Source organism: Kitasatospora saccharophila (assembly GCF_039529925.1).
GTDB lineage: Bacteria > Actinomycetota > Actinomycetes > Streptomycetales > Streptomycetaceae > Kitasatospora > Kitasatospora saccharophila.
The window spans coordinates 28,988-55,279 of sequence record NZ_BAAANS010000022.1 but is presented as its reverse complement, the minus strand read 5'-3'; the positions used below and the strand labels follow the sequence as shown (position 1 = coordinate 55,279).

Annotated in this window: 21 protein-coding genes; 11 read left to right on the top strand and 10 right to left on the bottom strand. The window is 73.5% G+C overall.

Annotated features, from left to right (window positions below; genetic code table 11):
* Positions 1–28: 28 nt before the first annotated feature.
* From ABD345_RS17580 to ABD345_RS17570, 3 genes are all read right to left on the bottom strand, one after another.
* Positions 29–706 carry a PH domain-containing protein gene (locus tag ABD345_RS17580; protein WP_344553150.1) on the bottom strand — a complete coding sequence of 226 codons (678 nt, stop codon included), beginning with the start codon at positions 704–706 and terminating at the stop codon, positions 29–31.
* A gap of 77 nt (positions 707–783) precedes the next feature.
* Positions 784–1,527, bottom strand: coding sequence for an ABC transporter permease (locus ABD345_RS17575; protein WP_344553149.1), 744 nt, complete (start codon positions 1,525–1,527; stop codon positions 784–786).
* Positions 1,524–2,261: an ABC transporter ATP-binding protein gene (locus ABD345_RS17570; protein ID WP_344553148.1), complete on the bottom strand. Its 738-nt coding sequence runs from the start codon at positions 2,259–2,261 to the stop codon at positions 1,524–1,526. The genes ABD345_RS17575 and ABD345_RS17570 overlap by 4 nt, the downstream gene beginning before the upstream one ends.
* 455 nt (positions 2,262–2,716) lie before the next feature.
* On the opposite strand from ABD345_RS17570, the gene metG reads away from it, so the two are divergent.
* Positions 2,717–4,426: a methionine--tRNA ligase gene (gene metG / locus ABD345_RS17565; RefSeq protein WP_344553146.1), complete on the top strand. Its 1,710-nt coding sequence runs from the start codon at positions 2,717–2,719 to the stop codon at positions 4,424–4,426.
* A gap of 9 nt (positions 4,427–4,435) precedes the next feature.
* Here the strand turns inward: metG and ABD345_RS17560 are convergent, their stop codons facing one another.
* Complete coding sequence (locus ABD345_RS17560; protein ID WP_344553145.1) at positions 4,436–5,026, bottom strand: TetR/AcrR family transcriptional regulator; 591 nt, start codon at positions 5,024–5,026, stop codon at positions 4,436–4,438.
* A 180-nt stretch (positions 5,027–5,206) separates the two neighbouring features.
* Here ABD345_RS17560 and deoC point away from each other — a divergent pair, with 180 nt between their 5' ends.
* From deoC to pth, 5 genes are all read left to right on the top strand, one after another.
* The gene (gene deoC / locus ABD345_RS17555; RefSeq protein WP_344553144.1) at positions 5,207–6,193 is read left to right on the top strand and encodes a deoxyribose-phosphate aldolase; all 987 of its coding nucleotides are present in this window, start codon (positions 5,207–5,209) and stop codon (positions 6,191–6,193) included.
* A gap of 5 nt (positions 6,194–6,198) precedes the next feature.
* Complete coding sequence (locus ABD345_RS17550; protein ID WP_344553142.1) at positions 6,199–7,701, top strand: aldehyde dehydrogenase family protein; 1,503 nt, start codon at positions 6,199–6,201, stop codon at positions 7,699–7,701.
* Entirely contained in the window at positions 7,694–8,620 is a 927-nt protein-coding gene (locus ABD345_RS17545) for an aldehyde dehydrogenase family protein (protein WP_344553141.1), read from the top strand. The genes ABD345_RS17550 and ABD345_RS17545 overlap by 8 nt, the downstream gene beginning before the upstream one ends.
* A 202-nt stretch (positions 8,621–8,822) precedes the next feature.
* On the top strand, positions 8,823–9,458 hold the full coding sequence (locus tag ABD345_RS17540; protein WP_344553138.1) for an ATP-binding protein: 636 nt from the start codon (positions 8,823–8,825) through the stop codon (positions 9,456–9,458).
* Positions 9,459–9,473: 15 nt separating this feature from the next.
* Positions 9,474–10,049: an aminoacyl-tRNA hydrolase gene (pth, locus tag ABD345_RS17535; protein WP_344553136.1), complete on the top strand. Its 576-nt coding sequence runs from the start codon at positions 9,474–9,476 to the stop codon at positions 10,047–10,049.
* A gap of 177 nt (positions 10,050–10,226) precedes the next feature.
* Here pth and ABD345_RS17530 read toward each other — a convergent pair whose 3' ends face one another.
* Positions 10,227–11,033 carry a SigE family RNA polymerase sigma factor gene (locus tag ABD345_RS17530; RefSeq protein WP_380276344.1) on the bottom strand — a complete coding sequence of 269 codons (807 nt, stop codon included), beginning with the start codon at positions 11,031–11,033 and terminating at the stop codon, positions 10,227–10,229.
* Positions 11,034–11,316: 283 nt separating this feature from the next.
* Between ABD345_RS17530 and ABD345_RS17525 the strand changes: the two genes are divergently transcribed.
* The 4 genes from ABD345_RS17525 (at position 11,317) to ABD345_RS17510 (ending at position 14,602) form a co-directional block, all read left to right on the top strand.
* Complete coding sequence (locus ABD345_RS17525; protein WP_198544925.1) at positions 11,317–11,994, top strand: response regulator transcription factor; 678 nt, start codon at positions 11,317–11,319, stop codon at positions 11,992–11,994.
* Positions 11,995–12,022: 28 nt separating this feature from the next.
* A complete protein-coding gene (locus ABD345_RS17520; RefSeq protein WP_344553134.1) occupies positions 12,023–13,534 on the top strand; it encodes an ATP-binding protein in 1,512 nt (503 codons plus the stop codon).
* Positions 13,531–13,857 (top strand): hypothetical protein, encoded by a 327-nt coding sequence (locus ABD345_RS17515; RefSeq protein WP_344553133.1) that lies wholly within the window; start codon positions 13,531–13,533, stop codon positions 13,855–13,857. Before ABD345_RS17520 ends, ABD345_RS17515 begins: the two co-directional genes overlap by 4 nt.
* Before the next feature lie 97 nt (positions 13,858–13,954).
* Positions 13,955–14,602: a VanZ family protein gene (locus tag ABD345_RS17510; protein WP_344553132.1), complete on the top strand. Its 648-nt coding sequence runs from the start codon at positions 13,955–13,957 to the stop codon at positions 14,600–14,602.
* Between the two features lie 5 nt (positions 14,603–14,607).
* On the opposite strand, the gene ABD345_RS17505 is transcribed toward ABD345_RS17510, so the two are convergent.
* Positions 14,608–15,447 carry a hypothetical protein gene (locus tag ABD345_RS17505; protein ID WP_344553131.1) on the bottom strand — a complete coding sequence of 280 codons (840 nt, stop codon included), beginning with the start codon at positions 15,445–15,447 and terminating at the stop codon, positions 14,608–14,610.
* 324 nt (positions 15,448–15,771) lie between these two features.
* On the opposite strand from ABD345_RS17505, the gene ABD345_RS17500 reads away from it, so the two are divergent.
* Positions 15,772–15,954 (top strand): PspC domain-containing protein, encoded by a 183-nt coding sequence (locus tag ABD345_RS17500; protein ID WP_344553129.1) that lies wholly within the window; start codon positions 15,772–15,774, stop codon positions 15,952–15,954.
* A 113-nt stretch (positions 15,955–16,067) separates the two neighbouring features.
* On the opposite strand, the gene ABD345_RS17495 is transcribed toward ABD345_RS17500, so the two are convergent.
* The 4 genes from ABD345_RS17495 to ABD345_RS17480 form a co-directional block, all read right to left on the bottom strand.
* A complete protein-coding gene (locus tag ABD345_RS17495) occupies positions 16,068–16,541 on the bottom strand; it encodes a hypothetical protein (RefSeq protein ID WP_344553127.1) in 474 nt (157 codons plus the stop codon).
* 189 nt (positions 16,542–16,730) lie between these two features.
* Positions 16,731–17,879, bottom strand: coding sequence for an adenosine deaminase (locus ABD345_RS17490; RefSeq protein ID WP_344553125.1), 1,149 nt, complete (start codon positions 17,877–17,879; stop codon positions 16,731–16,733).
* Positions 17,880–17,996: 117 nt separating this feature from the next.
* On the bottom strand, positions 17,997–19,424 hold the full coding sequence (locus tag ABD345_RS17485; RefSeq protein ID WP_344553124.1) for a WD40 repeat domain-containing protein: 1,428 nt from the start codon (positions 19,422–19,424) through the stop codon (positions 17,997–17,999).
* Between the two features lie 26 nt (positions 19,425–19,450).
* On the bottom strand, positions 19,451–26,227 hold the full coding sequence (locus ABD345_RS17480; RefSeq protein ID WP_344553123.1) for an RHS repeat-associated core domain-containing protein: 6,777 nt from the start codon (positions 26,225–26,227) through the stop codon (positions 19,451–19,453).
* Positions 26,228–26,292: the final 65 nt, after the last annotated feature.

Genomic DNA, 26,292 nt, shown 5'->3' with positions numbered 1-26,292 from the left:
CCCGAATGTGCGCCCTCCGCCGAAAGGCTCAGGTCGCCGCGATGACCGTCACCAGCGCGACCAGCCCCGCCACCGTCGGCGCGATGATCCACCAGCACCAGGTGGTGGTGAGCTCGCCGCCCGCCGAGGGCTTGTGCGCGTTGCGCTCGGCCTGCTCCTGGAGCGCGCCCACCACCGCGTCGGACCAGGCCCGGGTGGGGTCGAGCTCGTCCGGGCGCGGGGTGCGCGCGGCCTTGCCGGGGCGGGCGGGGCCGCGCAGCGCGGGATCGCCCTCGGCGACGGCGCGGGTCGCCCGGCGGGTGGCCTTCTTGCGCTGGCGGATCGACACCGGGATCGCCCAGACCTGGAACTTGCGTCCGTCGGCGAAGAGTTCGACCGAGTACCCGGCCTTGAGGCCCTCGACGGTGGACCAGGGCGCGACGACGGTCCGCAGCGGGTTGCGGACGATCAGCCGCCGGTCGTTGGCGCGCACCACGGGCCGCAGGGTGTAGGCGATCACCGGGAAGGCGAAGACCGGCGCGGCGGCGAGGGCGACCCACGGGGTGGCGCCGGTGCCGGTCACCACGGCGTCGATGATCAGCCAGGCGGCGACGGCGAGCATCATGACGCCCGCGATGACGCTGGGGACGGAGCGGTAGACGCGGTCGGCGTACACGGGCTCGTCGGCGGCGGAACCCTGGTGGGGTGTCCGGTCGGATTCGGTCATGCCGTCGATTCTGCCCCAGGGCCCGGGCCGTCCCCAATGGTGACCCGGGCACGGGACGGTCACGAACGGCGCCGCCGTCAGTCGGTGCGCCGTCGCAGCGTCGCGGCGCCGAGGGCGAGCGCGAGCAGCGCGCTCCCGGCCACCACGGCGAGGTCGGCGAGGACCCGTCCGCTCACCCCGCCCTCCGCGGTGATCCGCCCCATCGCGTCGACGGCGTACGAGAGCGGCAGCACGTCGGAGAGCAGCCGCAGCGCCGTCGCCATGTCCTCGCGCGGCACGAACAGCCCGCAGAGCAGGAGTTGGGGCAGCAGGACGGCGGGCAGGAACTGGACGGCCTGGAACTCGGTGGCGGCGAACGCGGAGACCAGCAGGCCCAGCGCCATGCCGAGCAGCCCGTCGGCGACCGCGACGGCGAACAGCGCCCAGGTCGGCCCGGCGACGTCGAGGCCGAGCACGCCGAGGGTGAGCGCGGAGGCCAGCGCGGCCTGGAGCAGGGCGACGGCGCCGAAGGCGAGCGCGTAGCCGAGCAGCAGGTCGAGCTTGCCGAGCGGCATGGTGAGCAGCCGCTCCAGGGTGCCGCCGGTGCGTTCGCGCAGCATCGCGACCGAGGTGACCAGGAACATCACCAGCAGCGGGAAGACGCCGAGCAGTTCGGGGCCGATCCGGTCGAAGGTGGCGGGCTGCGCGTCGTACATGTAGCGCAGCAGCACCAGCAGCAGGCAGGGCACGAACAGCAGCATCGCCACGGTGCGCGGGTCGTGCCGCAGTTGGGCCAGGACCCGGGCGGCGGTGGCGAGGGTGCGGCGGGTGGCGGCGTTCACCGGGCGGCCTCCGGTTCGGTGCGGACGAGGGTGAGGAAGGCGTTCTCCACGTCGGGCGCGCCGGTGGCGGCGAGCAGCGCGGCGGGGGTGTCGTGGGCGAGCAGCCGGCCCTCGCGCATCAGGACCAGCCGGTCGCAGCGGGTGGCCTCGTCCATGACGTGGCTGGAGACCAGCAGGGTGGTGCCGGCGCCGGCGAGTTCCCGGAACAGCTGCCAGAGCTCCTGCCGCAGCACGGGGTCGAGGCCGACGGTGGGTTCGTCCAGGACCAGCAGTTCGGGGTGTCCGAGCAGGGCGGCGGCGAGCGAGACGCGGGCCCGCTGGCCGCCGGAGAGCCGGGCGGCGGGGGTGCGCCGGTGGGCGTCCAGACCGACCAGGGAGGTCACCCGCGCGGGGTCGCCGGGCGGGGCACCGAGCACGGCGGCGAAGTAGTCGAGGTTCTCGCCGACCGTCAGGTCCCCGTACACGGACGGCGCCTGGGTGACGTAGCCGACCCGGTCCCGCAGGGCGGCGGCCCCGGCCGGGTGCCCCAGCACGGTGACGCGGCCGGCCGCGGTCCGCTGCACCCCGACGACGCTGCGCAGCAGGGTGGTCTTGCCGCACCCGCTGGGCCCGAGCAGCCCGGTGACGCTGCCCCGCTCCACGACGAGGTCGAGCCCGGGCAGCACGGTGGCACCGCCGCGCCGCACCACCAGCTCCTCGACCCGGATCGCGGGACCGCCGGAAGAATTCATCATGCGATGAGTTTCCGCCGCGCGCCGCTCCCCGTCAAGGACCGGGAACCGTCGGCAGCCAGGCACGCACCACCAGGGGCTCGGGGAACGGCGAGGCCGTGCTGTGCATGGGCCCCGCCAGGGGCCCGGGGAACGGCGGGTCGATGCTGCTGACGGCCGGAGCCCATCGGAGGTCCGTGCTGCTGCGTGTAGTAAACGGAACCCGAAGCAGACGCGCGCCACGGCAGTGAACCGCCCGCAGCCACGGCCTCGCCGTTCCCCGAGCCCCTGGTGGTGCTCTCGTGAGCCCCTGATGTCGCTTCTCCCCGCCCCCCGATAAGCCGTGCGGCCCGGACACCCCGGTTCGGTACGATTGGCGTCGGCCGGACGGCAGCCGAAACGCCCCGCACCGGCCCCTCTGAAACCCGCCCGCGGCCGCCTCTCGGCGTGCCCGCCGGAGAGCATGGGAGTCCCCCAGGATGACTCGGCAGTTGATCACCAGCGCGCTTCCCTACATCAACGGGATCAAGCACCTGGGCAACATGGTCGGGTCGATGCTCCCGGCGGACGTCTACTCCCGGTACCTGCGCCAGCGCGGCCACGAGGTGCTGTACATCTGCGCGACCGACGAGCACGGCACGCCCGCCGAGCTGGCCGCCCAGGAGGCGGGGCTGCCGGTGGCCGAGTTCTGCGCCCGGGCGCACGACCAGCAGAAGGCGATCTACGAGGGCTTCCAGCTCTCCTTCGACTACTTCGGCCGCTCGTCCTCGCCGCAGAACCGCGAGATCACCCAGGAGATCGCCCGCGAGCTGCACGCCAACGGCTTCATCGAGGAGCGGGCGATCCGCCAGGTCTACTCGATCGCCGACGGCCGCTTCCTGCCGGACCGCTACATCGTCGGCACCTGCCCGTACTGCGGCTACGACAAGGCCCGCGGCGACCAGTGCGAGAACTGCACCCGCGTCCTCGACCCCACCGACCTGCTGGAGCCGCGCTCGGCGATCAGCGGCAGCTCGGAGCTGGAGGTGCGCGAGACCAAGCACCTCTTCCTGCTCCAGTCGAAGCTGACCGACGAGGTCGAGTCCTGGATCGCCGCCAACGGCGACAGCTGGCCGGTGCTGGCCTCCTCGATCGCCCGCAAGTGGCTGACCGAGGGCCTGCAGGACCGCGCGATCACCCGTGACCTGGAGTGGGGCGTCCCGGTGCCGGCCGACACCTGGCCGGAGCTGGCCGCCGAGGGCAAGGTGTTCTACGTCTGGTTCGACGCCCCGATCGAGTACATCGGTGCCACCAAGGAGTGGGCGGACGCCACCGGCGGCGACTGGCGCTCCTGGTGGTACGAGGCGGACGACACCGTCCGGTACACCGAGTTCATGGCGAAGGACAACGTCCCGTTCCACACCGTGATGTTCCCGGCCACCATCCTCGGCTCGCGCAAGCCGTGGAAGAAGGTCGACTACGTCAAGGCGTTCAACTGGCTGACGTACTACGGCGGGAAGTTCTCCACCAGCCAGAAGCTGGGCATCTTCACCGACGTCGCGCTGGAGCTGCTGCCCGCCGACTACTGGCGCTACTACCTGATGGCGAACGCCCCGGAGTCCGACGACTCCAGCTTCACCTGGGACCTGTTCGCGGCCACCGTCAACAAGGACCTCGCCGACACCCTGGGCAACTTCGTCAACCGGGTGCTCTCCTTCAGCCGCAAGCGCTTCGGCGACGAGGTCCCGGCGGGCGCGCCGAACGGCGAGGCGGAGCAGCAGCTCGGCAGCCAGATCGCCGAACTGCTCGCCGAGTACGAGTCCCAGCTGGACGCGCTGAACTTCCGCAAGGCCGCGCAGGCGCTGCGCGCGCTGTGGTCGGCGGGCAACGCGTACCTGGACGTCACCGCGCCGTGGACCGAGATCAAGACCGACCCGGAGGCGGCCGCGCGCACCCTGCGCACCGCGATCAACCTGATCCACCTCTACGCGGTGGTCTCCGAGCCCTTCATCCCGGCCGCGGCCAAGGCGATCCGGGGGGCCTTCGCCCTCGACGGCGACACCCGCACCTGGGTGTCGGCCGAGGAGGCCCGCGCGCTCGCGCTCGTCCCGGCCGGCACCGGCTTCACCGTCCCGCCGGTGCTGTTCGCCAAGATCACCGACGAGGACCTGGCCGCCTGGACCGAGCGCTTCGGCGGCGGCCAGGTCTGACCCGGTCGCTCAGCCCGTCAGGTACCCCTGGACGGTGCGGCCCAGCATCGGGGCCAGCACCTCCGGGGGTGCCGAGGCGAGCGGCTCGACCGCGATCACGTAGCGGGCCATCGCCAGCCCGACGATCTGCGACATCACCAGTTCGACCCGCAACTCGGGCTGCTCGACGTCCAGTTGCTCGGCCGCCCGGGCGACCAGCTCGGTCACCATGAAGCCGCGCATCAGCGCCGCCACCTCCTCGCTGGCGGCGGCCGTCCGCACCAGCGCCAGCAGCCGGTCGCGGACCTCCGGCCGCTCCCACAGTTCCAGCACGAAGCCGGCCACCCGCTCGCCGACCGTCGCCGGGTCGCCCGCGAACACGGTCTCCACCACCGTCCGCGGGTCCAGCGGGAACTCCAGCGCCGCCATGAACAGCCGGTCCTTGGTGCCGAAGTAGTGGTGCAGCAGCGCCGCGTCCACCCCCGCGCCCCGGGCGATCGCCCGCATGCTGGCCTTCTGGTAGCCGTGCGCCGCGAACTCCGCCCGGGCCGCCGCCAGCACCGCCCCCCGGGTGTCCCCGCCCCCGGGCCGCCGCCCGCGCGCCTTCGTTCCGCCGCTCATCCCTCCATTGTCCCCGGACCGGGATCACGGAAGCCGCGGGAACGGCGGGGCCAGCGGGAACGATGGGGACGGCGAAGGCGGCGGGAACGGCGGGGACGGCGGCGGCGCATTTCGGTCAGGACTCGAAACCGCCCCGCCCTACCGGCTTCCTACGCGCGTAGATATGCTGCTCTGGTGACTATGTCCACTCTTGCAGCCAACGCCCCCGGCGCCGCGGGCGGCGGCCTCTCGGACGTCGCGGCGTCCGGGGCCACCTTGCGCCGTTTCCTGCACGGCCTGCCCGGGGTCGATCAGGTCGGTCTGGAGTCGCGGGCCGCGACCCTCGGCACGCGGTCGATCAAGACCACTGCCAAGGCCTTCGCCATCGACCTCGCCATCTCGATGATCGACCTGACCACGCTGGAGGGCGCGGACACGGTCGGCAAGGTCCGCTCGCTGTGCGCGAAGGGCCTGAACCCGGACCCGTCGGACCGCTCCGCCCCGCAGGTCGCGGCGATCTGCGTGTACCCGGACATGGTGGCCACGGCGAAGGAGGCGCTGCGCGGCAGCGGCGTCCAGGTCGCCTCGGTGGCCACCGCCTTCCCGTCCGGCCGGGCGGGCCTGCCGGTCAAGCTGGCGGACACCGCGGAGGCGGTCGCCGCGGGCGCGGACGAGATCGACATGGTGATCGACCGGGGCGCGTTCCTCTCCGGCCGCTACCTGGAGGTGTTCGAGACGATCGGGGCCGTCAAGGCGGCCTGCGCGCGTCCCGACGGCAGCTCGGCCCACCTCAAGGTGATCTTCGAGACCGGTGAGCTGCAGACGTACGACAACGTCCGCCGGGCGTCCTGGCTGGCGATGATCGCGGGGGCGGACTTCATCAAGACCTCCACCGGCAAGGTCGCGGTGAACGCGACCCCGCCGGTGACGCTGCTGATGCTGGAGGCGGTGCGGGACTTCCGCGCGGCGACCGGCACCCAGGTCGGCGTGAAGCCGGCCGGCGGCATCCGCACCACCAAGGACGCGATGAAGTACCTGGTGATGGTGAACGAGACGCTGGGCGACGACTGGCTCAGCCCGCACTGGTTCCGGTTCGGCGCCTCCAGCCTGCTGAACGACCTGCTGATGCAGCGCCAGAAGCTGAGCACCGGACGGTACTCCGGTCCCGACTACGTGACGGTGGACTGAGGACGATGGCCAAGAGCAAGAAGACCGAGACCGGGACCGAGCGGCCCGCCCGCGGGGGCGGCCTGTTCGCGTACGCCCCGGCGCCCGAGTCCCCCGCCGCCGCGGGCGAGATCGCCACCGGCTACGGCCACTTCATCGGCGGCGAGTTCGTCGACTCCTCCGGTTCGGAGGCGCTGAAGACCGTCAACCCGGCGACCGAGCAGGTGCTCGCCGAGTTCGCGCAGGGCACCGAGGAGGACGTGGACCGCGCGGTGCGGGCGGCCCGCCGGGCGTTCGCCGACTGGTCGGCGCTGCCGGGCAGCGAGCGCGCCAAGTACCTGTTCCGGATCGCCCGGATCGTCCAGGAGCGCAGCCGCGAGCTGGCCGTGCTGGAGTCGATCGACAACGGCAAGCCGATCCGCGAGACCCGCGACGTCGACCTGCCGCTGGTCGCCGCGCACTTCTTCTACTACGCGGGCTGGGCCGACAAGCTGGACTACGCGGGCTACGGGCCGAACCCGCGCCCGCTGGGCGTGGCCGCGCAGGTCATCCCGTGGAACTTCCCGCTGCTGATGCTGGCCTGGAAGATCGCCCCGGCGCTGGCCACCGGCAACACCGTGGTGCTGAAGCCCGCCGAGACCACCCCGCTGACCGCGCTGCGCTTCGCCGAGATCTGCCGCCAGGCGGGCCTGCCGAAGGGCGTGGTGAACATCGTCACCGGCGACGGCCGCACCGGTGCCGCGCTGACCTCGCACCCGGACGTCAACAAGGTCGCCTTCACCGGCTCCACCCCGGTCGGCCGGGCGATCGCCAAGCAGCTGGCCGGCACCCGCACCAAGCTCTCGCTGGAGCTCGGCGGCAAGGCCGCGAACATCGTGTTCGACGACGCGCCGCTGGACCAGGCGGTCGAGGGCATCGTCAACGGCATCTTCTTCAACCAGGGCCACGTGTGCTGCGCGGGCAGCCGCCTGCTGGTGCAGGAGTCGGTGCAGGACGAGCTGCTGGACGCGCTCAAGCGCCGGATGGGCACCCTGCGGGTCGGCGACCCGCTGGACAAGAACACCGACGTCGGCGCGATCAACTCGGCCGCCCAGCTGGCCCGGATCACCGAGCTGGCGGAGGCGGGCGAGCGGGAGGGCGCCGAGCGCTGGGCCCCGGACTGCGAACTCCCGGGCGCGGGCTACTGGTTCCGCCCGACCCTGTTCACCGGCGTCTCGCAGGCGCACCGGATCGCCCGCGAGGAGATCTTCGGCCCGGTGCTGTCCGTGCTGACCTTCCGCACCCCCGCCGAGGCGGTGGAGAAGGCCAACAACACCCCGTACGGCCTGTCCGCGGGCATCTGGACGGAGAAGGGCTCGCGCATCCTGTGGATGGCGAACCGGCTCCGGGCGGGCGTGGTGTGGGCGAACACCTTCAACAAGTTCGACCCGACCTCGCCGTTCGGCGGGTACAAGGAGTCCGGTTACGGCCGCGAGGGCGGTCGCCACGGTCTGGAGCCCTACCTGAATGTCGAGGCCCTCGATGTCTGAGTCGACCGCAGCAGCACGGATTGACGCCCCCGCACGAATTCAGGTCAGCAAGACCTACAAGTTGTACGTCGGCGGGAAGTTCCCGCGCTCGGAGAGCGGGCGGGTGTACGAGGTGACCGACACGAAGGACCAGTGGCTGGCGAACGCCCCGCTGGGCACCCGCAAGGACGCCCGGGACGCAGTGGTCGCGGCCCGCGCGGCGGTCAAGGGCTGGTCGGGCACCACCGCGTACAACCGCGGCCAGGTGCTGTACCGGGTGGCCGAGATGCTGGAGGGCCGCCGGGAGCAGTTCGCGGCCGAGGTCGCGGCGGCCGAGGGCGTGGGCGCGAAGAAGGCGGCGGCGCTGGTGGACGCGGCGGTCGACCGCTGGGTCTGGTACGCGGGCTGGACCGACAAGGTCGCGCAGGTCGCGGGCGGCGCCAACCCGGTGGCGGGGCCGTTCTTCAACCTGTCCACCCCGGAGCCGACCGGCGTGGTCGGCGTCCTGGCGCCGCAGGCGGGCCACGGCTTCTCGCTGCTGGGCCTGGTGTCGGTGGTCGCCCCGGCGATCGCCACCGGCAACACCGTGGTGGTGGCGGCGGCCGAGCGGGCCCCGCTGCCCGCGCTGTCGCTGGGCGAGGTGCTGGCCACCTCGGACCTGCCGGGCGGCGTGGTCAACCTGCTCTCCGGCCGCACCGCGGACCTCGCCCCGACGCTGGCCTCGCACCAGGACGTCAACGCGCTGGACCTGGCCGGGGCGATCGCCCCGGAAGGACCCGGCGCGGCGGCTGCCCTGGAAGCGGCCGCGGCCGATACATTGAAGCGAGTGGTCCGACCGGCCGCCGATCCGACCGTCCAGGACTGGACGGCCGCGCCCGGCACCGGGCGACTGCTCTCCTTCCTGGAGACGAAGACGGTCTGGCACCCGATGGGCATCTAGCCCCGCCCGACCGGCCGACTCCACACGGACCGGCCGTCCTCAGTGCCCTACCCCCCCCGGGGCCCGGACGGCCGTGACGGGCCCGCACTTCTCCCCCCCTGGTGCGGGCCCGTCCCCATGCCCGAACGCCGACCGGTGGGTCGGCGAAGGGGCCGACCGGCGGGTTCCGGGCGGCCCCTCCGATGCCTCAGACTGGTTTCCCGTGAGTGACACCCCGCTGAACCGCCGCCCGATATCCCGCGTCATCCTGCTGTCGGGCCCCTCGGGGTCGGGGAAGTCCTCGCTCGCCGAGCGCAGCGGGCTGCCGGTGCTGCAGCTGGACGACTTCTACAAGGACGGCGACGACCCGACGCTGCCGCCGCTGCCGGACGGGGGCGGCCCCGACTGGGACTCGCCGCTGTCCTGGCACGCGGACCAGGCGCTGGCGGCGATCCGGGCGCTGGTCTTCGAGGGGCGGGCCGAGGTGCCGGTGTACTCGATCCCGGACAACGGGCGCTCGGGCAGCCGGGTCCTGGAGCTGGACGGCGCGGCGGGCTTCGTCGCGGAGGGGATATTCGCCGCCGAGCTGGTGGTCCGCTGCCGGGCCGAGGGGCTGCTGGGCGACGCGCTGTGCCTGCGCAACAAGCCGGCCACCACCGCCTGGCGGCGCTTCCGGCGGGACGTCCGGGAGGGCCGCAAGTCGGTGCCGTACCTGGTGCGCCGGGGGCTGCGGCTGATGCGGGCCGAGCGCGGTATCGTCGCGCGGCAGGTCGAGCTGGGCTCGTACGCCTGCTCCGGGGTGGAGGCGGGCCGGCGGATCGCCGCGGTGGCCCGCCAGCTGCCCGCCGAACTGGTCTGAGGGGGGCGCGGGGCGATGGACGGACGCTGGTTGGTGGCGGGGCTGGGCAATCCGACCCGCCGGTACGCGGGGACCCGGCACAACGCGGGCTTCCTGGTCGCCGACCGGCTGGCCGAGCGGCACGGCGCCCGCTGGCGCGGCCTGACCACCCGCACCGCCTCGTTCGTGCTGGACGGCCGCACGGTGCTGCTGGCCGAGCCGCAGTGGTCGATCAACCTGTCGGGCCGCCCGGTGGCCGGGCTGCTGCGCCGGTACGGGATCCCGGTGGAGCGGCTGCTGGTGGTGCAGGACGACCTGGACTTCCCGTTCGGCACGGCCCGGTTGAAGCGCGGCGGCGGCCCGGGCGGCCACAACGGGGCCCGCTCGGTGCACGCGGCGCTGGGCACCGCGGACTACGCCCGGCTGCGGGTGGGCGTGGGGCGCCCGGCGAAGGGCGTGAAGGTCAGCGACTTCGTGGTGGAACGCTTCTCGGACGGGGAGCGGGAGCGGATGCCTGAGCTGCTGGAGCGCTGCGCGGACGCCGTGGAGGCGTTCGTGCTGCGCGGCCTGGGCCGCGCCCAGAGCGTGCTGCACGCCGCCGACGCGCGCTGAGCGCCCTCGGCCCGCACGGCGCGACGGGCGGGGCCCCGGTGCCGTTTCCCCCGCACCGGGGCCCCGCCCGTTCCGTTCGGGTGCGGGACTTCCCCCCGCGGCCGGCTCCCCCGAGCCGTCCGCCGTGTCCCGTGCCCTCCCCCCGCTGCCCGTCCCCCGACGGGAGTCCCGGTGTCGTCAGGCGACCAGCTCGCCGAAGGCGTGCACGGTGTCGCCGGAGCGGTTGAGCTGCTCGTCCTCGCGCATCCGGCGCAGCGCGCGCCAGATGGAGCTCTTCACGGTGCCGACGCTGATGCCGAGGATGTCGGCGATCTCCGGGTCGGTGCGGCCCTCGTAGTAGCGCAGCACGAGCATGGTGCGCTGGTTCTCGGGCAGCTTGGCGAGCGCCTGCCAGAGCACGGCGCGCAGTTCGGTGCCGCCCATCGCGTCGGTGTCGCCGGCGTGCTCGGGGAGCTCCTCGGTCGGGTACTCGTTGACCTTGCGGCGGCGCCAGGCGGAGATGTGCAGGTTGGTCATGGTGCGGCGGAGGTACCCGCCGACGGCGGCCTTGTCGGTGATCCGGCTCCAGGCGCGGTAGGTGGAGAAGAGCGCGCTCTGCAGCAGGTCCTCGGCCTCGTGGCGGTCGCCGGTGAGGTGGTAGGCGGTGGCGTACAGGGAGGCGCGGCGCTCGCGCACGTACGCGGTGAACTCGGCGATGTCGCGTGCCTCGTCCGTCGCGGCGGCCGGGTGCTCCCCCTGCGCGCCTCCCTGTCCGGCCTGCTCACCCCGGAAGGTCTGCGGCGCGAGCCGCAGCGTCCGGCCCACAGCCGAGTTCCCCAACCTGCTGTGGGTGGTGTCCCCGCTCCTGGTCCCCACGACCGGGCGGCGGGTTCCGGCGTTGTGTGCGCACCCCCGTACGAGCACGGCGCCGGCGTTCTCCTCCTCGTGCCGAGGCCGGTTGGTGCCCAGGACGGCGGAACGCGGCCCGGCGTTTCGGGTCGTCAGCGTTGCGGTCATCGGGCACCCCCATGGTGTCGGTACGAGCGGTTCCTCGCCGCGGCTCCGGGCTGGTGGCCCGGGGCGTTCTCGCGGCGATGAGGAAAATCCTGCCGTCCGCTCGTCATGGCGGTGTCCGCCGACTGTCACAGGGCTGTCACAGGAACGGCCGTCCGCGGACATTCGGGTGCTCCTCGGTTGCGGACGCCGGAGCGGTGCCCTCCGGTTCCCGGTGCCCCGGGAGTCACCCGGGTGGGTGCTTCCGGTGGCCGGGTGGGACACAATGACCCCCGTGTCTTTCCTGCTTCTGATCGAGGACGACGACGCCATCCGCACCGGCCTCGAACTCGCCCTCACCCGCCAGGGTCACCGGGTGGCCGCCGCCGCGTCCGGCGAGGACGGCCTGCGCCTGTTCAAGGAGCAGCGCCCGGACCTGATCGTGCTCGACGTCATGCTCCCGGGCATCGACGGCTTCGAGGTGTGCCGGCGCATCCGGCGCACCGACCAGCTGCCGATCATCCTGCTGACCGCCCGTTCCGACGACATCGACGTGGTGGTGGGCCTGGAGTCCGGCGCCGACGACTACGTGGTCAAGCCGGTGCAGCCGCGGGTGCTGGACGCCCGGATCCGGGCGGTGCTGCGCCGCGGCGAGCGGGAGAGCTCGGACTCGGCGGCGTACGGCGGCCTGGTGATCGACCGCTCGGCGATGACCGTCACCAAGGACGGCCAGGACCTCCAGCTGACCCCGACCGAGCTGCGGCTGCTGCTCGAACTCAGCCGCCGCCCCGGGCAGGCGCTCTCCCGCCAGCAGCTGCTGCGGCTGGTGTGGGAGCACGACTACCTGGGCGACTCCCGGCTGGTGGACGCCTGCGTGCAGCGGCTGCGGGCGAAGGTCGAGGACGTGCCGTCCGCGCCGACCCTGATCCGCACCGTCCGCGGCGTCGGCTACCGCCTCGACCCGCCCGCGTGACCCCTCCCCTCCGACTGGTGAGCCCTTCTTGACCGACCATCAGACCGTGCCGCGCCGGGCCCGCTCGGTGTCCTGGCGACGGCTCAGTTCGCTGCGGGTCCGGCTGATCGCGGTGTTCGCCGCGGTCGCGCTGGTCACCGCCGTCTCCGCGTCCGGGATCGCCTACTGGCTGAACCGCGACGCGGTGCTCAAGCGCGCCCAGAACTCGGCGCTGAACGACTTCCGGGACTCGCTGACCCGCAACGTCGGGCAGTTGCCGCTGGAGCCGACCTGCCAGGACCTCAAGACGCTGGCCTCCCAGGTGGCCAGTTCCGGGCTGGCGTACGACGTGGTGGTGGTCGACGACTCGGTGCCGGGCTGCACCGCGTCCTCCGACCCGGCGATGTTCACCACCCGCCAGATACCGGCGGCGCTGGTCACCGCGGTGAACAACCCGCGCGAGACCGGCCCGGGCAACCCGTACGAGTACCACCTGTACTGGCAGCGGGTGAACCTGGCCGGGCCGTACCTGGTCGGCGGGACGAAGGTGGTGCCGACCGGGCCGACCGCGTACGTGTTCAAGTCGCTGCAGAACGAGCGCGCCGACCTGAACACCCTGGGCGTCTCGCTGGCGGTCGCCACCCTGCTGGCCCTGGTCGGCTCGGCGCTGCTCGCGCAGGCCGCCTCGGCGACCGTGCTGCGGCCGGTGCGCCGGCTCGGGGACGCCGCCCGGCGGCTCGGCGAGGGCGAGCTGGACACCCGGCTGGACGTCGAGGGCAACGACGAACTCGCCGAGCTGGCACGGACGTTCAACCGCACCGCGGAGTCGCTCTCGGACCAGGTCGCGGAGCTGAGCGCGCGCGAGGCGCAGTCCCGCCGGTTCGTCGCCGACATGTCGCACGAGCTGCGCACCCCGCTGACCGCGATGACCGCCGTCACCGACATCCTGGAGGACGAGGCCGACGCGCTCGACCCGATGATCGAGCCGGCCGTGCGGATCGTGGTCTCCGAGACCCGCCGGCTGTCCAACCTGGTGGAGAACCTGATGGAGGTGACCCGGTTCGACGCGGGCACCGCCAAGCTGGTCGCCGACGAGGTCGACATGGCCGACCTGATCATGTCCTGCATCGACGGCCGGGCCTGGTACGACGCGGTCGAACTCGACGCCCCGCGCGGCATCCTGGCCGTGGTCGACCCGCGCCGCCTGGACGTGGTGTTCGCCAACCTGATCGGCAACGCGCTCAAGCACGGCGGCTCCCCGGTCAAGGTGAAGGTCCGCCAGGACGACGAGGCGCACACCGTGGTGGTCTCGGTCTCCGACGGCGGCCCGGGCATCCCGGAGGACGTGCTGCCGCACGTCTTCGACCGCTTCTACAAGGCCGACAAGGGCCGGGCCCGCTCCGAGGGCAGCGGCCTGGGCCTGTCCATCGCCGAGGCCAACGCCCGGATCCACGGCGGCGACATCACCGCCGCCAACAACCCGGACGGCGTCGGCGCGGTCTTCACCCTGACCCTGCCGCTCACCCAGCCGCCCGCGCCCGGCCCGGAGGAGGACCGATGACCACCCGACGACTCCGTCCCCGCCGGCTCCGCCCCCGCCGACTGGCCCTGCTGGCGGGCGGGCTGCTCGCCCCCGGCCTGCTGGCCGGCTGCGGCATCCGCCCCACCGAGGTGCCGGTGGACGCCGGCGCCCCGGCCAGCCGCACCGCCTGCCCGAGCGAGGTGCTGGCCCCCCGCGCCCCGGACAGCGCCTCCCCCTCCGCGGCCCCCTCGTCCGCCGCCCGCCCGGGCGCCTCCGCCCGCCCGGACGCCTCCCCGGCCCCCGCCTCCCCGACCCCCTCCGGGTCGCCGTTCGTCGCCTCCTCCCCCAGCCACTGCCCCTGAGGCGGCGGGGCGCGGCCGGGCCGCACCGCCGGGGTCCGGACCGCCGAACGGGGGACGCCGGGGAACCGGCCCGGACGGAACCTGCGTCTTTTGGAGCGTGCCCACCACCGCACCCAGCGACCACGCGACCGCCGACCGCCCGGCCCCCGACCCGACGGACGGGCGGGCGGTGCCGTACCGGGGCCGGACCGCGGCCCGGTTGCTGCTGGCCCTCCACCTGCTGCTGCTCGGCTGGCTGAGCCTGCGCCCGGTGCCCGCCGCCTGGACCAGCCCGCCCAACCTCACCCCGTTCGCCTCGGTGCACCAGGCGCTCTCCCTGGGCCCGCTCGCCGCCCTCCACCAACTCGGCTCCGGCATGCTGCCGCTGGCCCCGATCGGGGTGCTGCTGCCGCTCGCGGTCGGCTCGCCGGCCCGGTCCCGGCTGGCGTCCTTCCTGCGCACCACCGCCGCGGCCGCGCTGCTCGGCACCGCGCTGGAGATCATGGAGGGCTGGGCGCCCGGCCACGTCCTGGACGTGGACGACATCCTGCTCGGCACCCTGGGCACGGCCCTGGCCCACCTGCTGCTGGTCCCGCCGCTGCGCGCCCTGGACCGCCGCCGGGCCGCCGCCCGGGCCGGGGCCCCGGCCCCCGCCGCCTCCGCCCCCGCCCCCGGACACACCGAGGGCCGGAGCGAGACGCGTCCGCGCCCCGTCCCGGCCCCGGCCCTGTCGGTGCTCGGCTCCCCGGCCGCACCGCGCGGCTGAGCGGATCAGCCCGCGGAGAGCGCGGTGTCCATGTCGAAGACCTGGGCGGCCGCCGGAGCGGTCACCGTCACCGGCTTGCCGAAGTCGCCGAACCGGATCTCGCCCGTCGCGTCGCCCTTCATCGAGATCACGTAGGGCTCGCCCTCGTCGGCGACGGCGACCTGCAGCGGAGCGCCGCTGCCCTCGTCCTTCGCCGTGAAGAGGACCGTCTTGACGCCGTCGAGCTGCCCGGTGCCGTTCTTGGCGACGCTGCTGTCCGGCGCGCCGTTCTCCAGCAGGCCCGCCTTCCGCTGCGCGTCGATGCCCACCTCGCAGAACCAGCCGAAGCCGTCGCTGCCGTTGACGCCGGCACCGTCCCCGGTCAGCCACTTGCCGGCCATCGCCCCGGCCGCGGCGGTGTTGCCCTCGGGAACGATCGTCTTGAGGAAGCCGGCGTCCGGCTTGATCCACCTCTTGCCGCCGGTGCCCAGGATCTCCGCCTTCCCCGTGCCTTCGATGGTGAAGGTGCCGGAGCAGTTGCCGGAGGAGTCGGCGGCGACGGACCCGCTGACGTTGCCCTCGGCGTCCGCCATCTTGAAGGTCACCTTGGCGCTGGTGAGCTTCTCGCCCGCCGCCCGGGTCTTCTTGAGGATCTCCTCGGCCGACAGGGCCTCCAGGCCGCCGCCCTTCCCGGCCGCGGAGGCGGAGGCGGAGGGCGAGGTCGAGGCGGAGGCGGAGGTGGAGGCGGCCGAGGACGTGGCGGGGGCGGCACCGCCCTTCTTGTCGCCGTCGGAACCGCAGGCCGTCAGGCCGGTGACACCGAGGACGGACAGCACGGTGACGGCCAGCAGCCGGTTGGTACGCATCAGATTTTCCCTGTTCCTGTGACCATCAGATGCGCGAGTCTCCCAGCGCGCGGGACCACCCCTCCCGTCAGCTCCACTTCCTTTACTTCTGCTTTGCTCGGTGTTGCCTGCCGGCAATACCGGCGGCGACGGCGAGGCCGACCCCGGAGGGCAAACCGGGGGTCGCCCCGGAGCCGACCCTGACTCCGGCCTCCTCCTGCCCGGGGACCGCTCCGGGGTCCGGATCGGCATCACGGTGGACGCGACGCCGCAGGTCACGGCGGCAGGATGGAGGCATCACCCGGTCGGAGGGACCGCACCGGGCCCACTCCCCCGGAGGAGACGATGAGCAGCCTCGCCCGTCCCCGTCACAACCGCGTCATCGCCGGCGTCTGCGCCGGGATCGCCGAGCGCTTCGGGCTCGCCCCGCGGACGGTCCGGATCCTCTTCCTGGTGTCCTGCCTGCTGCCCGGCCCGCAGTGCCTGCTCTACCTGGCGCTGTGGCTGCTGCTCCCCCAGGAGGCGTGAGCCCGCCCCGCACCACCCCGGATCGCCCTGCCCGGGCGGTCGGGCCCGGCGCCCTGAACGCGGCGAAGGGGCCGTTCCCCCGCGGGAACGGCCCCTTCGTGCACTCCGGTGCGTCAGCCGCCCAGGCCCGGCAGGCTGGGCAGGCCGGGGGCGCCGCCGCCGGTCGGGGACAGGCTGGTCAGGGTGCCGACCACGCCGCCGACCGGGGTCTTGGCCAGGCCCTGGCCGCCGGGGACGGAGTCCAGCCCGCCGACCCGGTTGGCGGCCGCCGGGGCCTGCTCCTGGTCCACGCCGCCGGGGCCGGTCTGCTCGGCGACCGGCGGGGCCTGCTCCTCGACGGGGGCGGCCGCCGGGGCGCCGGCGTTCGGGTTGAGGGTGCCGGTCACCGTGCCGAGCTGGTCGCCGCCGGGGAGCTTGCTCACCGCGCCGGTGGCCGCACCGGTCACGCCGGGGTTGGTGAGCGCGCTGGTCGGCAGTCCGAGGCCGCCGGGGGCGACCGGCGCGGCGGAGGCGGAGCCCGCGGCGACGGCGGCGAAGGCGACGCCGAGCGCGGCGGTGCCGGCGGCCTTGAGAGTGGCCTGCTTCATGTGTGCGTCCTCAGTCCTGGTCGGGCCGGTGCACCGGCGGACGCCCGAGGGATCGGGGACGTCGCCGTCACACCGAGTCAGCAGTGACCGGCCCACCGTAGTGAGAGGATCCTGCGCCCGCCAAAGCCCGGCCACTCCGGAGAGTGATAAGTCGGACCATCTCCATGGACGCCGGCGCGGCCGTCCCCGTCAGTCCCGCGGCCCGAACAGCCACTCCGCCTTCAGCTCGGCGTAGCCGGGCTTGATCACGTCGCCGATCATCGCCAGCCGCTCGTCGAACGGCAGGAACGCCGACTTCATCGCGTTGACGGTGAACCACTCCAGGTCCGCCAGGGTGTACCCGAAGGCGTCCACCAGGTGCGCGAACTCGCGGCTCATCGAGGTGCCGCTCATCAGCCGGTTGTCGGTGTTGACGGTGACCCGGAACTTCAGCCGGGCCAGCAGCCCGAGCGGGTGCTCGGCGTACGAGGCCGCCGCGCCGGTCTGCAGGTTGGAGGTCGGGCACATCTCCAGCGGGATCCGCTTGTCCCGCACGTACGCGGCCAGCCGCCCCAGCTCGACCCGGCCGTCCGCACCGACCGTGATGTCGTCCACGATCCGCACCCCGTGGCCGAGCCGGTCCGCGCCGCAGCACTGCAGCGCCTCCCAGATCGACGGCAGGCCGAACGCCTCGCCCGCGTGGATGGTGAAGTGGTTGTTCTCGCCCTTGAGGTAGTCGAACGCGGCCTGGTGCCGGGTCGGCGGGTGGCCCGCCTCGGCCCCGGCGATGTCGAACCCGACCACGCCCCGGTCCCGGTGGCGGTTGGCCAGCTCGGCGATCTCCTGCGAGCGGGCCGCGTGCCGCATCGCGGTCAGCAGCGTGCCGACCCGGATCCGGTGCCCGCGCGCCCGCGCGTTCGCCTCGCCGAGCCGGAAGCCCTCGTTGACCGCCTCCACCACCTCGTCCAGGCTCAGCCCGCCCTCCAGGTGCTGCTCCGGCGCGTACCGCACCTCGGCGTACACCACCCCGTCGGCGGCCAGGTCCTCGGCGCAGTCCGCCGCGACCCGCAGCAGCGCGTCCCGGGTCTGCATCACCGCGCAGGTGTGCGCGAAGGTCTCCAGGTACCGCTCCAGCGAGCCCGAGTCGGCCGCCGCCCGGAACCACTCCCCGAGTTCCTTCGGGTCGGTGGTCGGCAAGCCCCGGTAGCCGCACTGCGCGGCCAGTTCGACGATCGTCTCCGGCCGCAGCCCACCGTCCAGGTGGTCGTGCAGCAGCACCTTCGGGGCGCGGGCGATCTGATCGGGCGTGGGGACGCGCGGGGCCGTGCCGCCCGCGAACGCGGTGATCTGCTTCTCCATTGCCGGAGCATAGACCCTACGCGCGTAGATTGCCTACCACCACGCCGTTCCGCCGCGCCCGCACACGCGGAGCGGCCCGCCGGGATCCCCGGCGGGCCGCTCCTCCTCGCGTCACGGTCAGCTGCGGCGGTCGGCCCCCACGGCCGCCGCGACCTCCTCCTCGTCCTCGCCGAGGGACACCAGGATGTCCTGCGCGTACTCCAGGACGGACGCCTCCCGGCGGGTGGCGAGCAGGTCGTAGAGGAGCGGGATACCGCCCGCCACGACCTCGCAGCACTCCTCCCCCAGGTCGGGTCGGCCCGCGGCGCTCTCGGTGGAGTCGGACTCGCCGTCGACGAGTTCCCCGATCAGCAGGAGCAGCGTGTCGAGCGTCTCCGGCGAGAGCTCCTCCTCCGCGAGCGCCGCCATCGACAGCTCCGCCAGCGGCACCGCGGCCTCGGACAGCAGGCCGCCGCGCACGACGTCGTTCAGCAGGCCGCCGCCCTTCGCCTGTTCCGGCGTCCGCGCGGCGACCAGCCGGGCGAAGTCGGCGGGGACGTGCCGGGCCCCCCGGGCGCAGGAGCAGTGGATCCGGGCCCAGTCCCGGGAGGCGGCGATCCGCTCCCAGGCCCGCTCCGGCCGGACCGGTTCCTGCGGGGCCCGGCGCGACACGGCGAGCAGTTCCCCGGAGGAGCTGTCCCAACGGGCCGCGACGCCGTCGCCGTCGAAGCCGACGAGGCTGCCGCCGTCGGGGGTGAAGGCGACCTTCGCGACCCAGCCGTTGAGGTCGGTCAGCGTGTGCAGCAGCGCGCCGGTGCGCGCGTCCCACAGCCAGACCTTCCGGTCCATGCCGCCTCCGGCCACCGTCCTCCCGTCGGGGCTGACCGCCACGGAGAAGACCACCTCGCGGGGCCCGGCCAACGGGACGGACCCGTCCCGGTCGAGCTGCCAGAGCCGGGCGCCGTTGCGGCTCCCGGCCACCAGGAACGACCCGGTGGGGTCGAAGGCCAGCGACTTGGCCCACGGGCCGGAGTCCTGCAGCGTCCGCAGCGGCGCGCCGCTGTCGGCGTCCCAGAGCCGCACCGCCCCCGGGCTGGTGCCGGCCGCGAACACGCGCCCGTCCGGGCCGGCCGCGAGCGCGCGCACGGACTCGTCGTGGGTGTCGGCGGGGTTGCCGACGTCCACCGTCCGGAGCGGCTGCCCGGTGCGGGCGTCCCACACGCGCACCGTGCGGTCCCCGCCGCCGGAGAACAGCAGACCGCCGTCGGCGGACCAGGCCAGGGACTCGACCTGGCGGCGGTGCCCCGGCAGGGTCCTCGGTTCCCCGGCACCGGGGCCCCCGAGGTGGATGCCGCCCTGGAGGTCGCCGACCGCCAGCAGGCCGCCGTCGGGGGAGAACTCGATGACCGCGGCACCGGCTCCGGCCAGGCGCAGGTCCGCCTCGGTCCGGCCGGAGGCCGCCCGGCGGACGGCGAGCCGGCCGGAGCCGTCCGCCTCCGCCAGGAGGTCCCCGGCGCGGCTGAGACCCTGCGCGAGGAGCCGGGGTGCGGGGCTCTGGTCAATCATGGGGTTTCCACCTGTCGCCATTGGTGCTATCCGTTCGCCAGCAGGTTGATGATGACGCCTCCCGGTCCGACGATCCTCCCGTACTCGGATCCCCAGTTGGTCCCCTCCGGGAACTGCTGGGGGTAGTACTCGGTGATGCACTTGTCGCAGATCCCGACGTTCTCCTCGACGGCGAAGGGGTTCCTGGTGAGGACCCGGTCGGACTGGGTGAACCGGACCTTGGTCCAGTCGCCGCCGAGCTTCTGCACCACGTTGCCCTCCGCGCAGAACGCCTCACAGCCCTTCATCGAACCGGAGGACGCCACGGCGATCTCCCCGGTCTCGATGTGCACGCCGGCGCTCCAGACCCGGCCGTTCTTCTTGCCGATCCGCTGGTTCTGGTCCGCCTGCATCTGCTCGCGCTTCTTCGCCTGGGCAGTTTCCAGCCGCTCGTTGATGGTCCAGTTGTCGGGAACGTCGTCGTACTTGATCCCGACGGCTTCCCTGGTCGGCGACGACTTGCCGCGGGGCTTCGGGCCGCTCGGGCCCTCGCCGGTCCCGTTGCCCGGGTCCGAGGCGTCGGTCTTGGTGGTGACGGGTTCGTCCGGCGTGTCCTTCCCGCCGGTGGTCTCGGCCGGTTCGCCCTCCCGGGAGTTCAGTTCGTCCCGGACCCGCGAACCCTGCTTCTCGCCGAGGGCCTTGTCCTCGGCCTGCCGGGTGGCGCTGGCCCCCTCGGACTCCGGCTTGGACCCGACCGTGTCGTGGGTGGCGGGGCCCTTCTCGCTGGCGGTCTTCTCCTGGGCGTTGCGGTACGCCTTGTAGAGGTCCTCACCGCCCTTGGCGCCCGCGGCGACGCCGGCGCCGGCCAGCGAGACCCCGACCGCCTCCATGCCGGCGCTGGCCCAGCACAGGGTGCCCGCGCTGCCGCCGCAGACCGCCACTCCGCCGGCCATCAGCATGCCGCCGCCCTCCGCGGCGATGCCGCCGAGCATCGTCTCGCCCACGGCCTTCCACGCCTCCGGGTCGGAGAGCATGTTCTTCGTGGTGCTCCACGCGTCGTGGATCCAGCTGCCGATGCTCAGACCGGACGGGTCGCTGCTGCTGACCGGGTCGTCGCCCGCGTAGGTGTAGCCGCCCATCTGGTTGGGGTCGCCGGCCTGGAGGATCGGGTCGACGGTGAGGAAACGGCCGAGGGCGGGGTCGTAGTTGCGGGCGCCGAGCAGGTCGAGGCCGGTGCCGGGGTCGGCGGGTTGGCCGAGGTAGCCCCGGTTGTCGGCCCAGCCGGTGGGCTGGGTGCCGCGCGGGTTGCCGTAGGGGTCGTAGGCGCGGCGGGTGGGTGCCAGGGTGGTGGCGTCGACCTGGAGCTGGGCGGTGCCCTGCTGGTTGGCGGCCTGGTAGGTGAGGGCGCCGCTGCTGGAGCGGACGATGGTGGTGCCGTCGGGGTTGCGGTAGTGGCGCAGGCCGCTGACGGTCTGGGTGGCCTTGTCCAGGGTGAGCTGTTCGGCCCCGCCGAACAGGTAGAGCGTGGTGCCGGTCGGGCCGCGCTGGATCAGCAGGCTGCCGCCGGCGTCGTAGAGGTAGCTGGTCCGCGGGGCGGTGGTGGCGCAGTCGGTGGGGTCGACCGCCCTGGTGCGGCCCTCCTCGTCGTAGCAGAGCTTCTGGGCGGCGGTGGTCGCGCCGGTGGTGGTGCGCGTGGTGGTGTTGCCCGCGGCGTCGTACTGCGGGGTGAGGACGGTGGTGCCGGTCGGGCCGGTGGTGGTGACGGTGGTCAGCCGGTTGGGCTGGTCGGCCTTGGTGGTGCCGTTGCCGGGGTAGCTGCTGGTCTGGGTGGTGTCCTTGGCGGTGTTGCCCGTCAGGTCGTGCTGGACCTGCTGGGTGCGGTCGCCGAGCAGGTCGTACTGCCAGCTCTGCCAGTAGGGGGCCGGACCGCCGACGGTGGCCGCGCTCGGCGCGGTGGAGTTGCAGGTGGCGAGCTGGCCCGCCGTCGGCACGGTGGTGCCGGCGGTGTCGGTCCAGGCGGTGGTCAGCCGGTTCAGGCCGTCGTAGCCGAAGCACTGGGTGTCGGCGACGGGGGTGGTGGCGCCGGTGGACTGGCGGTCGGAGACGGTGGTGAGCTTGCCCGCCTGGTCGTAGCCGTAGGTGGTGTCGGAGAGCGCGTTGGTGGCGGTCTCGACGCTGACCCGGCTGGTGGCCAGGCGTCCGGTGGTGTCGTCGTAGGTCTGCGCGGTGCGGAACTGCTTGCCCGCGTCGCCGTAGGTGGACTGCAGGACCTGGCCCAGCGGGCTGTAGTTGGCGACGTCCAGGTAGTGGGTGAACCGTCCGGAGCCCGAACTGACCAGCCCGCCCTGCAGGTTGTAGCCGTAGCCGACCGACTCGGACGGGAGTCCGCCGTCCGCGCCGAAGGTGGTGTGCGCGACCAGGCCGACGTTCGGGGTGTAGTCGGCGCCCAGGGTGTAGCTGCCGGCCAGCTTGCCCTCCGCCGCCGGGACGGTGACCTTGGTGCCGGTCCGCTGGTAGGCCGTGTTGTAGCCGGTGACCTCCTCGACGTAGGCGCTGCCGCCCGTGCCGGAACCGCCGACGTAGCGGGTGCTGGAGGCCGGGAAGCCCTTGGCCAGGGTGTCGTACGTCCAGCCGGCCAGCTGCTTGGTGGCGTCGGTGGTGGACGTCCCGGCGTACTCGCCGATCCTGCGGTCGAGCTGGTCGTAGGCGTACGACAGGGTCTGTCCCCGACCGTCGGTGGTCGAGGCGATCCGCCCGTACTGGTCGTAGGAGGTGGTGGAGGTGCCGCTGTCCGGGTCGCTCTGGGAGATCGCCCGGCCCTGGAGGTCGTACGTGTAGGACCAGGTGTTGCCGAGGGTGTCCTTGACCGTGGCGAGCCGCCCGGCCAGGCCGTAGCCGTAGCTGGTCGTCACGTCGCCGATGCCGGGGCCGCCGTGCGCGACGGTGGAGGTGGTGCGGCCGAGCGCGTCGGTGATGACGGTGCCGGGGACGCCGCCGGGCGGCGGGGTGGTGTCGGTGCGGTCCGCGCCCGGGTAGGCGGTGGTGGACTGCCAGAGCTGGTGCGCCTTGCCGTAGGCCGTGATGGCCGTGTTCCGGCCCAGGCCGTCGTAGGTGGTGACGGCCTCGCTCGGCAGGGTGTTCTCGTCCTCGACGAGCATCGTGGAGGACGGCGCGTTGAGCGGCTCCGCCCAGGTCGAGACCACGGTGCGGGGCCAGCCGTGGCTGTCGTACGTCTGGGAGCTGACCAGTCGGCCGCTGCTGTTGTCGGCGGGGGTCGTCTGCTTCTGCCGCTGCGACAGGAACCCGTCGTAGATGTCGACCGAGACGGCGTAGCTGCCGTTCTCGCGCAGCGTCCTGGTGGTGACGGCGGTCGGGTCGGGCTGGTCGCCGGTGCCGTGCACCTCGTAGCCGAAGGTGCGGTCCGGTGTGCTGGTGGCCTTGTCGCGTCCGGGTGTCCAGGCCTGGGTGACCCGGCCGAGCGCGTCGTAGGTGGAGTCGGAGACCCGGCCGTTGGCGTCCACGGCGTGGGTGACCAGGCCGCGGGCGGGGGCGAGGGTGCTGGAGGAGGTCCAGCCGACGGAGTTGGTGCGGGTCAGCTGGGTGGGGAGGGTGCCGGTCGTCGGCGAGAACGCCAGCGTGGTGGCGGCGCCGGTGGCGTCGACCGTCCGGGTCAGCCGGCCGTAGCCGTCGTACGAGGAGCCGCTGACGGTCCGGTAGACCGGCTTGCCCGCGCTGTCGTAGGAGGCCAGGGACTGGGTGGCCGTCAGGTAGCCGTTGGTGCCGAGCTGCCCGAAGGTGCCGGGGGAGGTGACGCTGCCGTCGCCGTCGTAGAAGAGCCGCTGGTCGCTGATCGTGGTGGTCGGCCCGGCCGCGGTGGTGCACGGTCCGGCGACGCCCAGGACCTCGCTGACGTAGCCGAGCATCATCGGGTTGCCGGACGGCGGGGTGGCGTAGCTGGTGGTGGTGCACGACTCCTGGGAGGGGTCGGCGAGGTCGCCCTTGTCGTCGGTCCGCTCCGGCCGGCCGAGGCCGTCGTACGTGGTGGAGGTCTGGACGGTCCGCCAACTGCCGTCGGACAGCAGGGTCAGCGTCCGTCCGCCGCTGGACTTCACCCGGTAGCCGGTCAGGTCCGGCAGGGTGGAGAGCGGCGGCGCCGGGGACTTGGAGGTCCAGGCGGTGCGCGGGCGGGAGACCGTGGAGGTGAACTCGGGAACGCTGGACAGCGACTTGGCGACGACCTTGCCGCCGGCCCGGTCGTAGGTGTCGCTCTCCTGCGGGGTGCCGGCCAGCAGGCTGCCGTCGGTGCTGGACTCGCCGAGCGAGTTGCTCAGGCTGACGCTCCGCCTGCTGCCGTCGGCCTTGTAGTCGCCGTCCATGCCCTGGAAGTAGGACGTGGTGCTCTGGGTGACCGGGTCGGGTGCGGCGCCGGTGGTGACGGTGACGGTGCGGTAGCCGCGGAAGTCGTTCCAGGTGCGGTACTGGTCGTCGGTGCGGTCGGAGTCGTCGCGGTGCCAGGCCGCGCCGCCGCCGTAGGCGTACGTGGTGATCCGGGACGGGGACCCGGCCTTGGTGCGGTCGTTGTCGGAGACCTGCTCGACCAGGGTCTTGTGGAACCAGTCCAGGGACGGGTCCTTGACGCCGGCGGCCGCCCAGTAGACCGGGAAGCAGGCCATGGTGTTGCGGTCGGCCGAGGCCGGCATGGTGCCCGCGGTCCGGGAGCACTCGGGGTCGCGGTACTTGACCGCGATCTGCTCACCGGTCTCGGTCTGGATCTGGGAGATCCGGGGGCGGTAGAGCGGCGGGGCGGCGGGGCCGCCGTCGACCCGGTTGTCCATCTCCACGCCGGTGAAGACCACCGGGTCCAGCGCCACGGTGCCGCTGCCGCCCGCCGAGGTGTCCAGGCCGGTGTGCCGGATCTGGGAGAGCCACATGACGGCCTGCAGCTGGCCGGCGTCGGCCGGGTCGACGGTCTTGCCGGTGACCGGGTCCATCACACCGCCGGCGTCCGAGAACAGGTGCGTCAGCTCGTAGGAGTCGACGTCCTGCCAGCCGCCGGCGGTCTTCACCTTGGTGGTGACCGACTTCAGCCGGACGGTGGACCAGAAGGTCGGCGCGCCGATCCGGCACACGTTCGCGCCGGCGCCGGAAGTCGCCATCCCCTGCGTGCAGTTCAGGTTGTACGGGACGTCGGGCCAGTTGGTGGCGGTGCTCGCCGACAGGTTGGCGTACTGGCAGACGGCGTCGGAGGTGGTGCAGCGCTGCGCGGGCGTGAAGACCACCTTCGCGGCCGGGTCGTGGCCGGCCCGGGCGTCGGCGAGCTGGTAGCCGTAGGAGAGCTGGGTCAGGTAGCCGCCGCGGGTGTAGGCGGTCATCGTGCCGCCGTTGCCCGCCGCCGCGACCTGGCCGAGGCCCCGGTTGTAGGAGTTGGCCTCGGCCGCCCAGTCGTAGCGCTGGACGTTCCCGGCCGGGTCGACGACGAAGTCGAGGTTCCAGCGCCAGGCCGGCTGCGCGGAGCACTGCGAGTCCTTGCCGGAGGCGGCGCTGTAGCAGGGGTCGCCCGCCTTCGGGTGGTAGACCGGCACCGCCCAGGCGCTGTTGGTCGGCGCGTCGGACGTGGTCCCCGGGGTGTGGTTGACCCCGAAGTAGTACTGGGTGCCGTCGGTGGTGGTGACCTTGAAGTACTCGCCGTTCCACATGCCGTTCGACGCGCCCGAGAGCTTCTCGATCCTGGTGCCGTCGTCGTTCTGCAGGTGGTAGGCGCCGCTGCTGTCGCGGATCAGCTCGCCGGAGCGCGAACCGAGCGACAGCGTCGCGTTGTCGCCGTCCCAGCACTCGTCGCCGGAGTCGGTGATCCCGTCGGAGTCGCAGGGCCGGTAGGAGCGCTCGACGAAGCCCGGCGAGTAGTCCCAGCCGTCGCCGATCCAGGACGCCTGCGAGTTGCGGGCCGAGGTCTTCCCGTCCACCGACTGCGAGTTGTACGACAGCGCCACCGAGGGGGCCGAACCGCCCAGCGAGGCCGGCAGGGCGATCGGGTAGCTGTAGGTGAAGGCGCCCGAGGCCGACTGCGTCCAACTACCGGACGCGGAGAGCGAGGTGGCGGTGTAGCTGCCCTGCGAGCCGCCGGTGTCGGAGACCGCGGCGACCGCCGTGCCGGAGCCGGTGACGGCGTCCAGCTTCAGCGCCCCGGAAGAGGTGTCCCGGGCAGGGAGCTGGACGGTCGCGGTGAGCTGGTGGGTGACCGGGTCGTTGACCGTCTCCAGCGGCTGCTGGGTCCGGCAGGACGCGTACTGCGGCGTGGTCAGCGCGCAGGCCGGCATCTGCACCAGGTGCAGCCGGGAGGCCCAACCACCGCCGTACGCCTGGGCGATGGAGCCGTAGTCGACGGCGACCGAGACCGCGCCTCCGGAGGCGGACCCGTCCGCGGACTCCAGGCCGACCAGCAGCCCGTCCACGTTCGCGGCCTGGGCCCCGGCCCGGTCGGCGGTCTCCACCTTCACCGAGGCCGGCGCCTTGGCCGTCCGGGCCGACGCCCCCTCCGGGGCGGCCGTCACCCGCACCGGGCCGACGTTCGCGGCCCGGCCGACGTCCAGCACGCCCTCGGACCCGGCCGGCCAACTCGGTGCGGCCGCCTGGTGCGTCCGCAACTCCCGGGAGCCCTTGGCGGTGGCGGCGGCCGCCACCCGCGCCAGGCCGGACGCGTTGCCGCTGGAGACCTGCGGCAGGGCGGGGAGCGGATCCGCCTTCCAGAGCTTTCCGGTGTACGCGTACCCACCGATCACGGTTCCGGCACTCGCCGCCGGGGCCGTCAGGGATACCGCGGTCACCACCGCGACGAATACCGTCGCCAATCTCCGGCGGTGCGAATCGGCCCTTTTCCGCCGTCTTGACC

What these genes read in the sequence shown, in the direction of transcription:
- ABD345_RS17500 (WP_344553129.1), top strand. Translation starts at nt 15,772, where the DNA reads ATGAGCAGCCTCGCCCGTCCCCGTCACAACCGCGTCATCGCCGGCGTC.
- pth (WP_344553136.1), top strand. Translation starts at nt 9,474, where the DNA reads ATGGACGGACGCTGGTTGGTGGCGGGGCTGGGCAATCCGACCCGCCGG.
- ABD345_RS17560 (WP_344553145.1), bottom strand. Translation starts at nt 5,026, where the DNA reads ATGAGCGGCGGAACGAAGGCGCGCGGGCGGCGGCCCGGGGGCGGGGAC.
- ABD345_RS17505 (WP_344553131.1), bottom strand. Translation starts at nt 15,447, where the DNA reads ATGCGTACCAACCGGCTGCTGGCCGTCACCGTGCTGTCCGTCCTCGGT.
- ABD345_RS17580 (WP_344553150.1), bottom strand. Translation starts at nt 706, where the DNA reads ATGACCGAATCCGACCGGACACCCCACCAGGGTTCCGCCGCCGACGAG.
- ABD345_RS17485 (WP_344553124.1), bottom strand. Translation starts at nt 19,424, where the DNA reads ATGATTGACCAGAGCCCCGCACCCCGGCTCCTCGCGCAGGGTCTCAGC.
- metG (WP_344553146.1), top strand. Translation starts at nt 2,717, where the DNA reads ATGACTCGGCAGTTGATCACCAGCGCGCTTCCCTACATCAACGGGATC.
- ABD345_RS17570 (WP_344553148.1), bottom strand. Translation starts at nt 2,261, where the DNA reads ATGATGAATTCTTCCGGCGGTCCCGCGATCCGGGTCGAGGAGCTGGTG.
- ABD345_RS17550 (WP_344553142.1), top strand. Translation starts at nt 6,199, where the DNA reads ATGGCCAAGAGCAAGAAGACCGAGACCGGGACCGAGCGGCCCGCCCGC.
- ABD345_RS17490 (WP_344553125.1), bottom strand. Translation starts at nt 17,879, where the DNA reads ATGGAGAAGCAGATCACCGCGTTCGCGGGCGGCACGGCCCCGCGCGTC.
- ABD345_RS17545 (WP_344553141.1), top strand. Translation starts at nt 7,694, where the DNA reads ATGTCTGAGTCGACCGCAGCAGCACGGATTGACGCCCCCGCACGAATT.
- ABD345_RS17515 (WP_344553133.1), top strand. Translation starts at nt 13,531, where the DNA reads ATGACCACCCGACGACTCCGTCCCCGCCGGCTCCGCCCCCGCCGACTG.
- deoC (WP_344553144.1), top strand. Translation starts at nt 5,207, where the DNA reads ATGTCCACTCTTGCAGCCAACGCCCCCGGCGCCGCGGGCGGCGGCCTC.
- ABD345_RS17495 (WP_344553127.1), bottom strand. Translation starts at nt 16,541, where the DNA reads ATGAAGCAGGCCACTCTCAAGGCCGCCGGCACCGCCGCGCTCGGCGTC.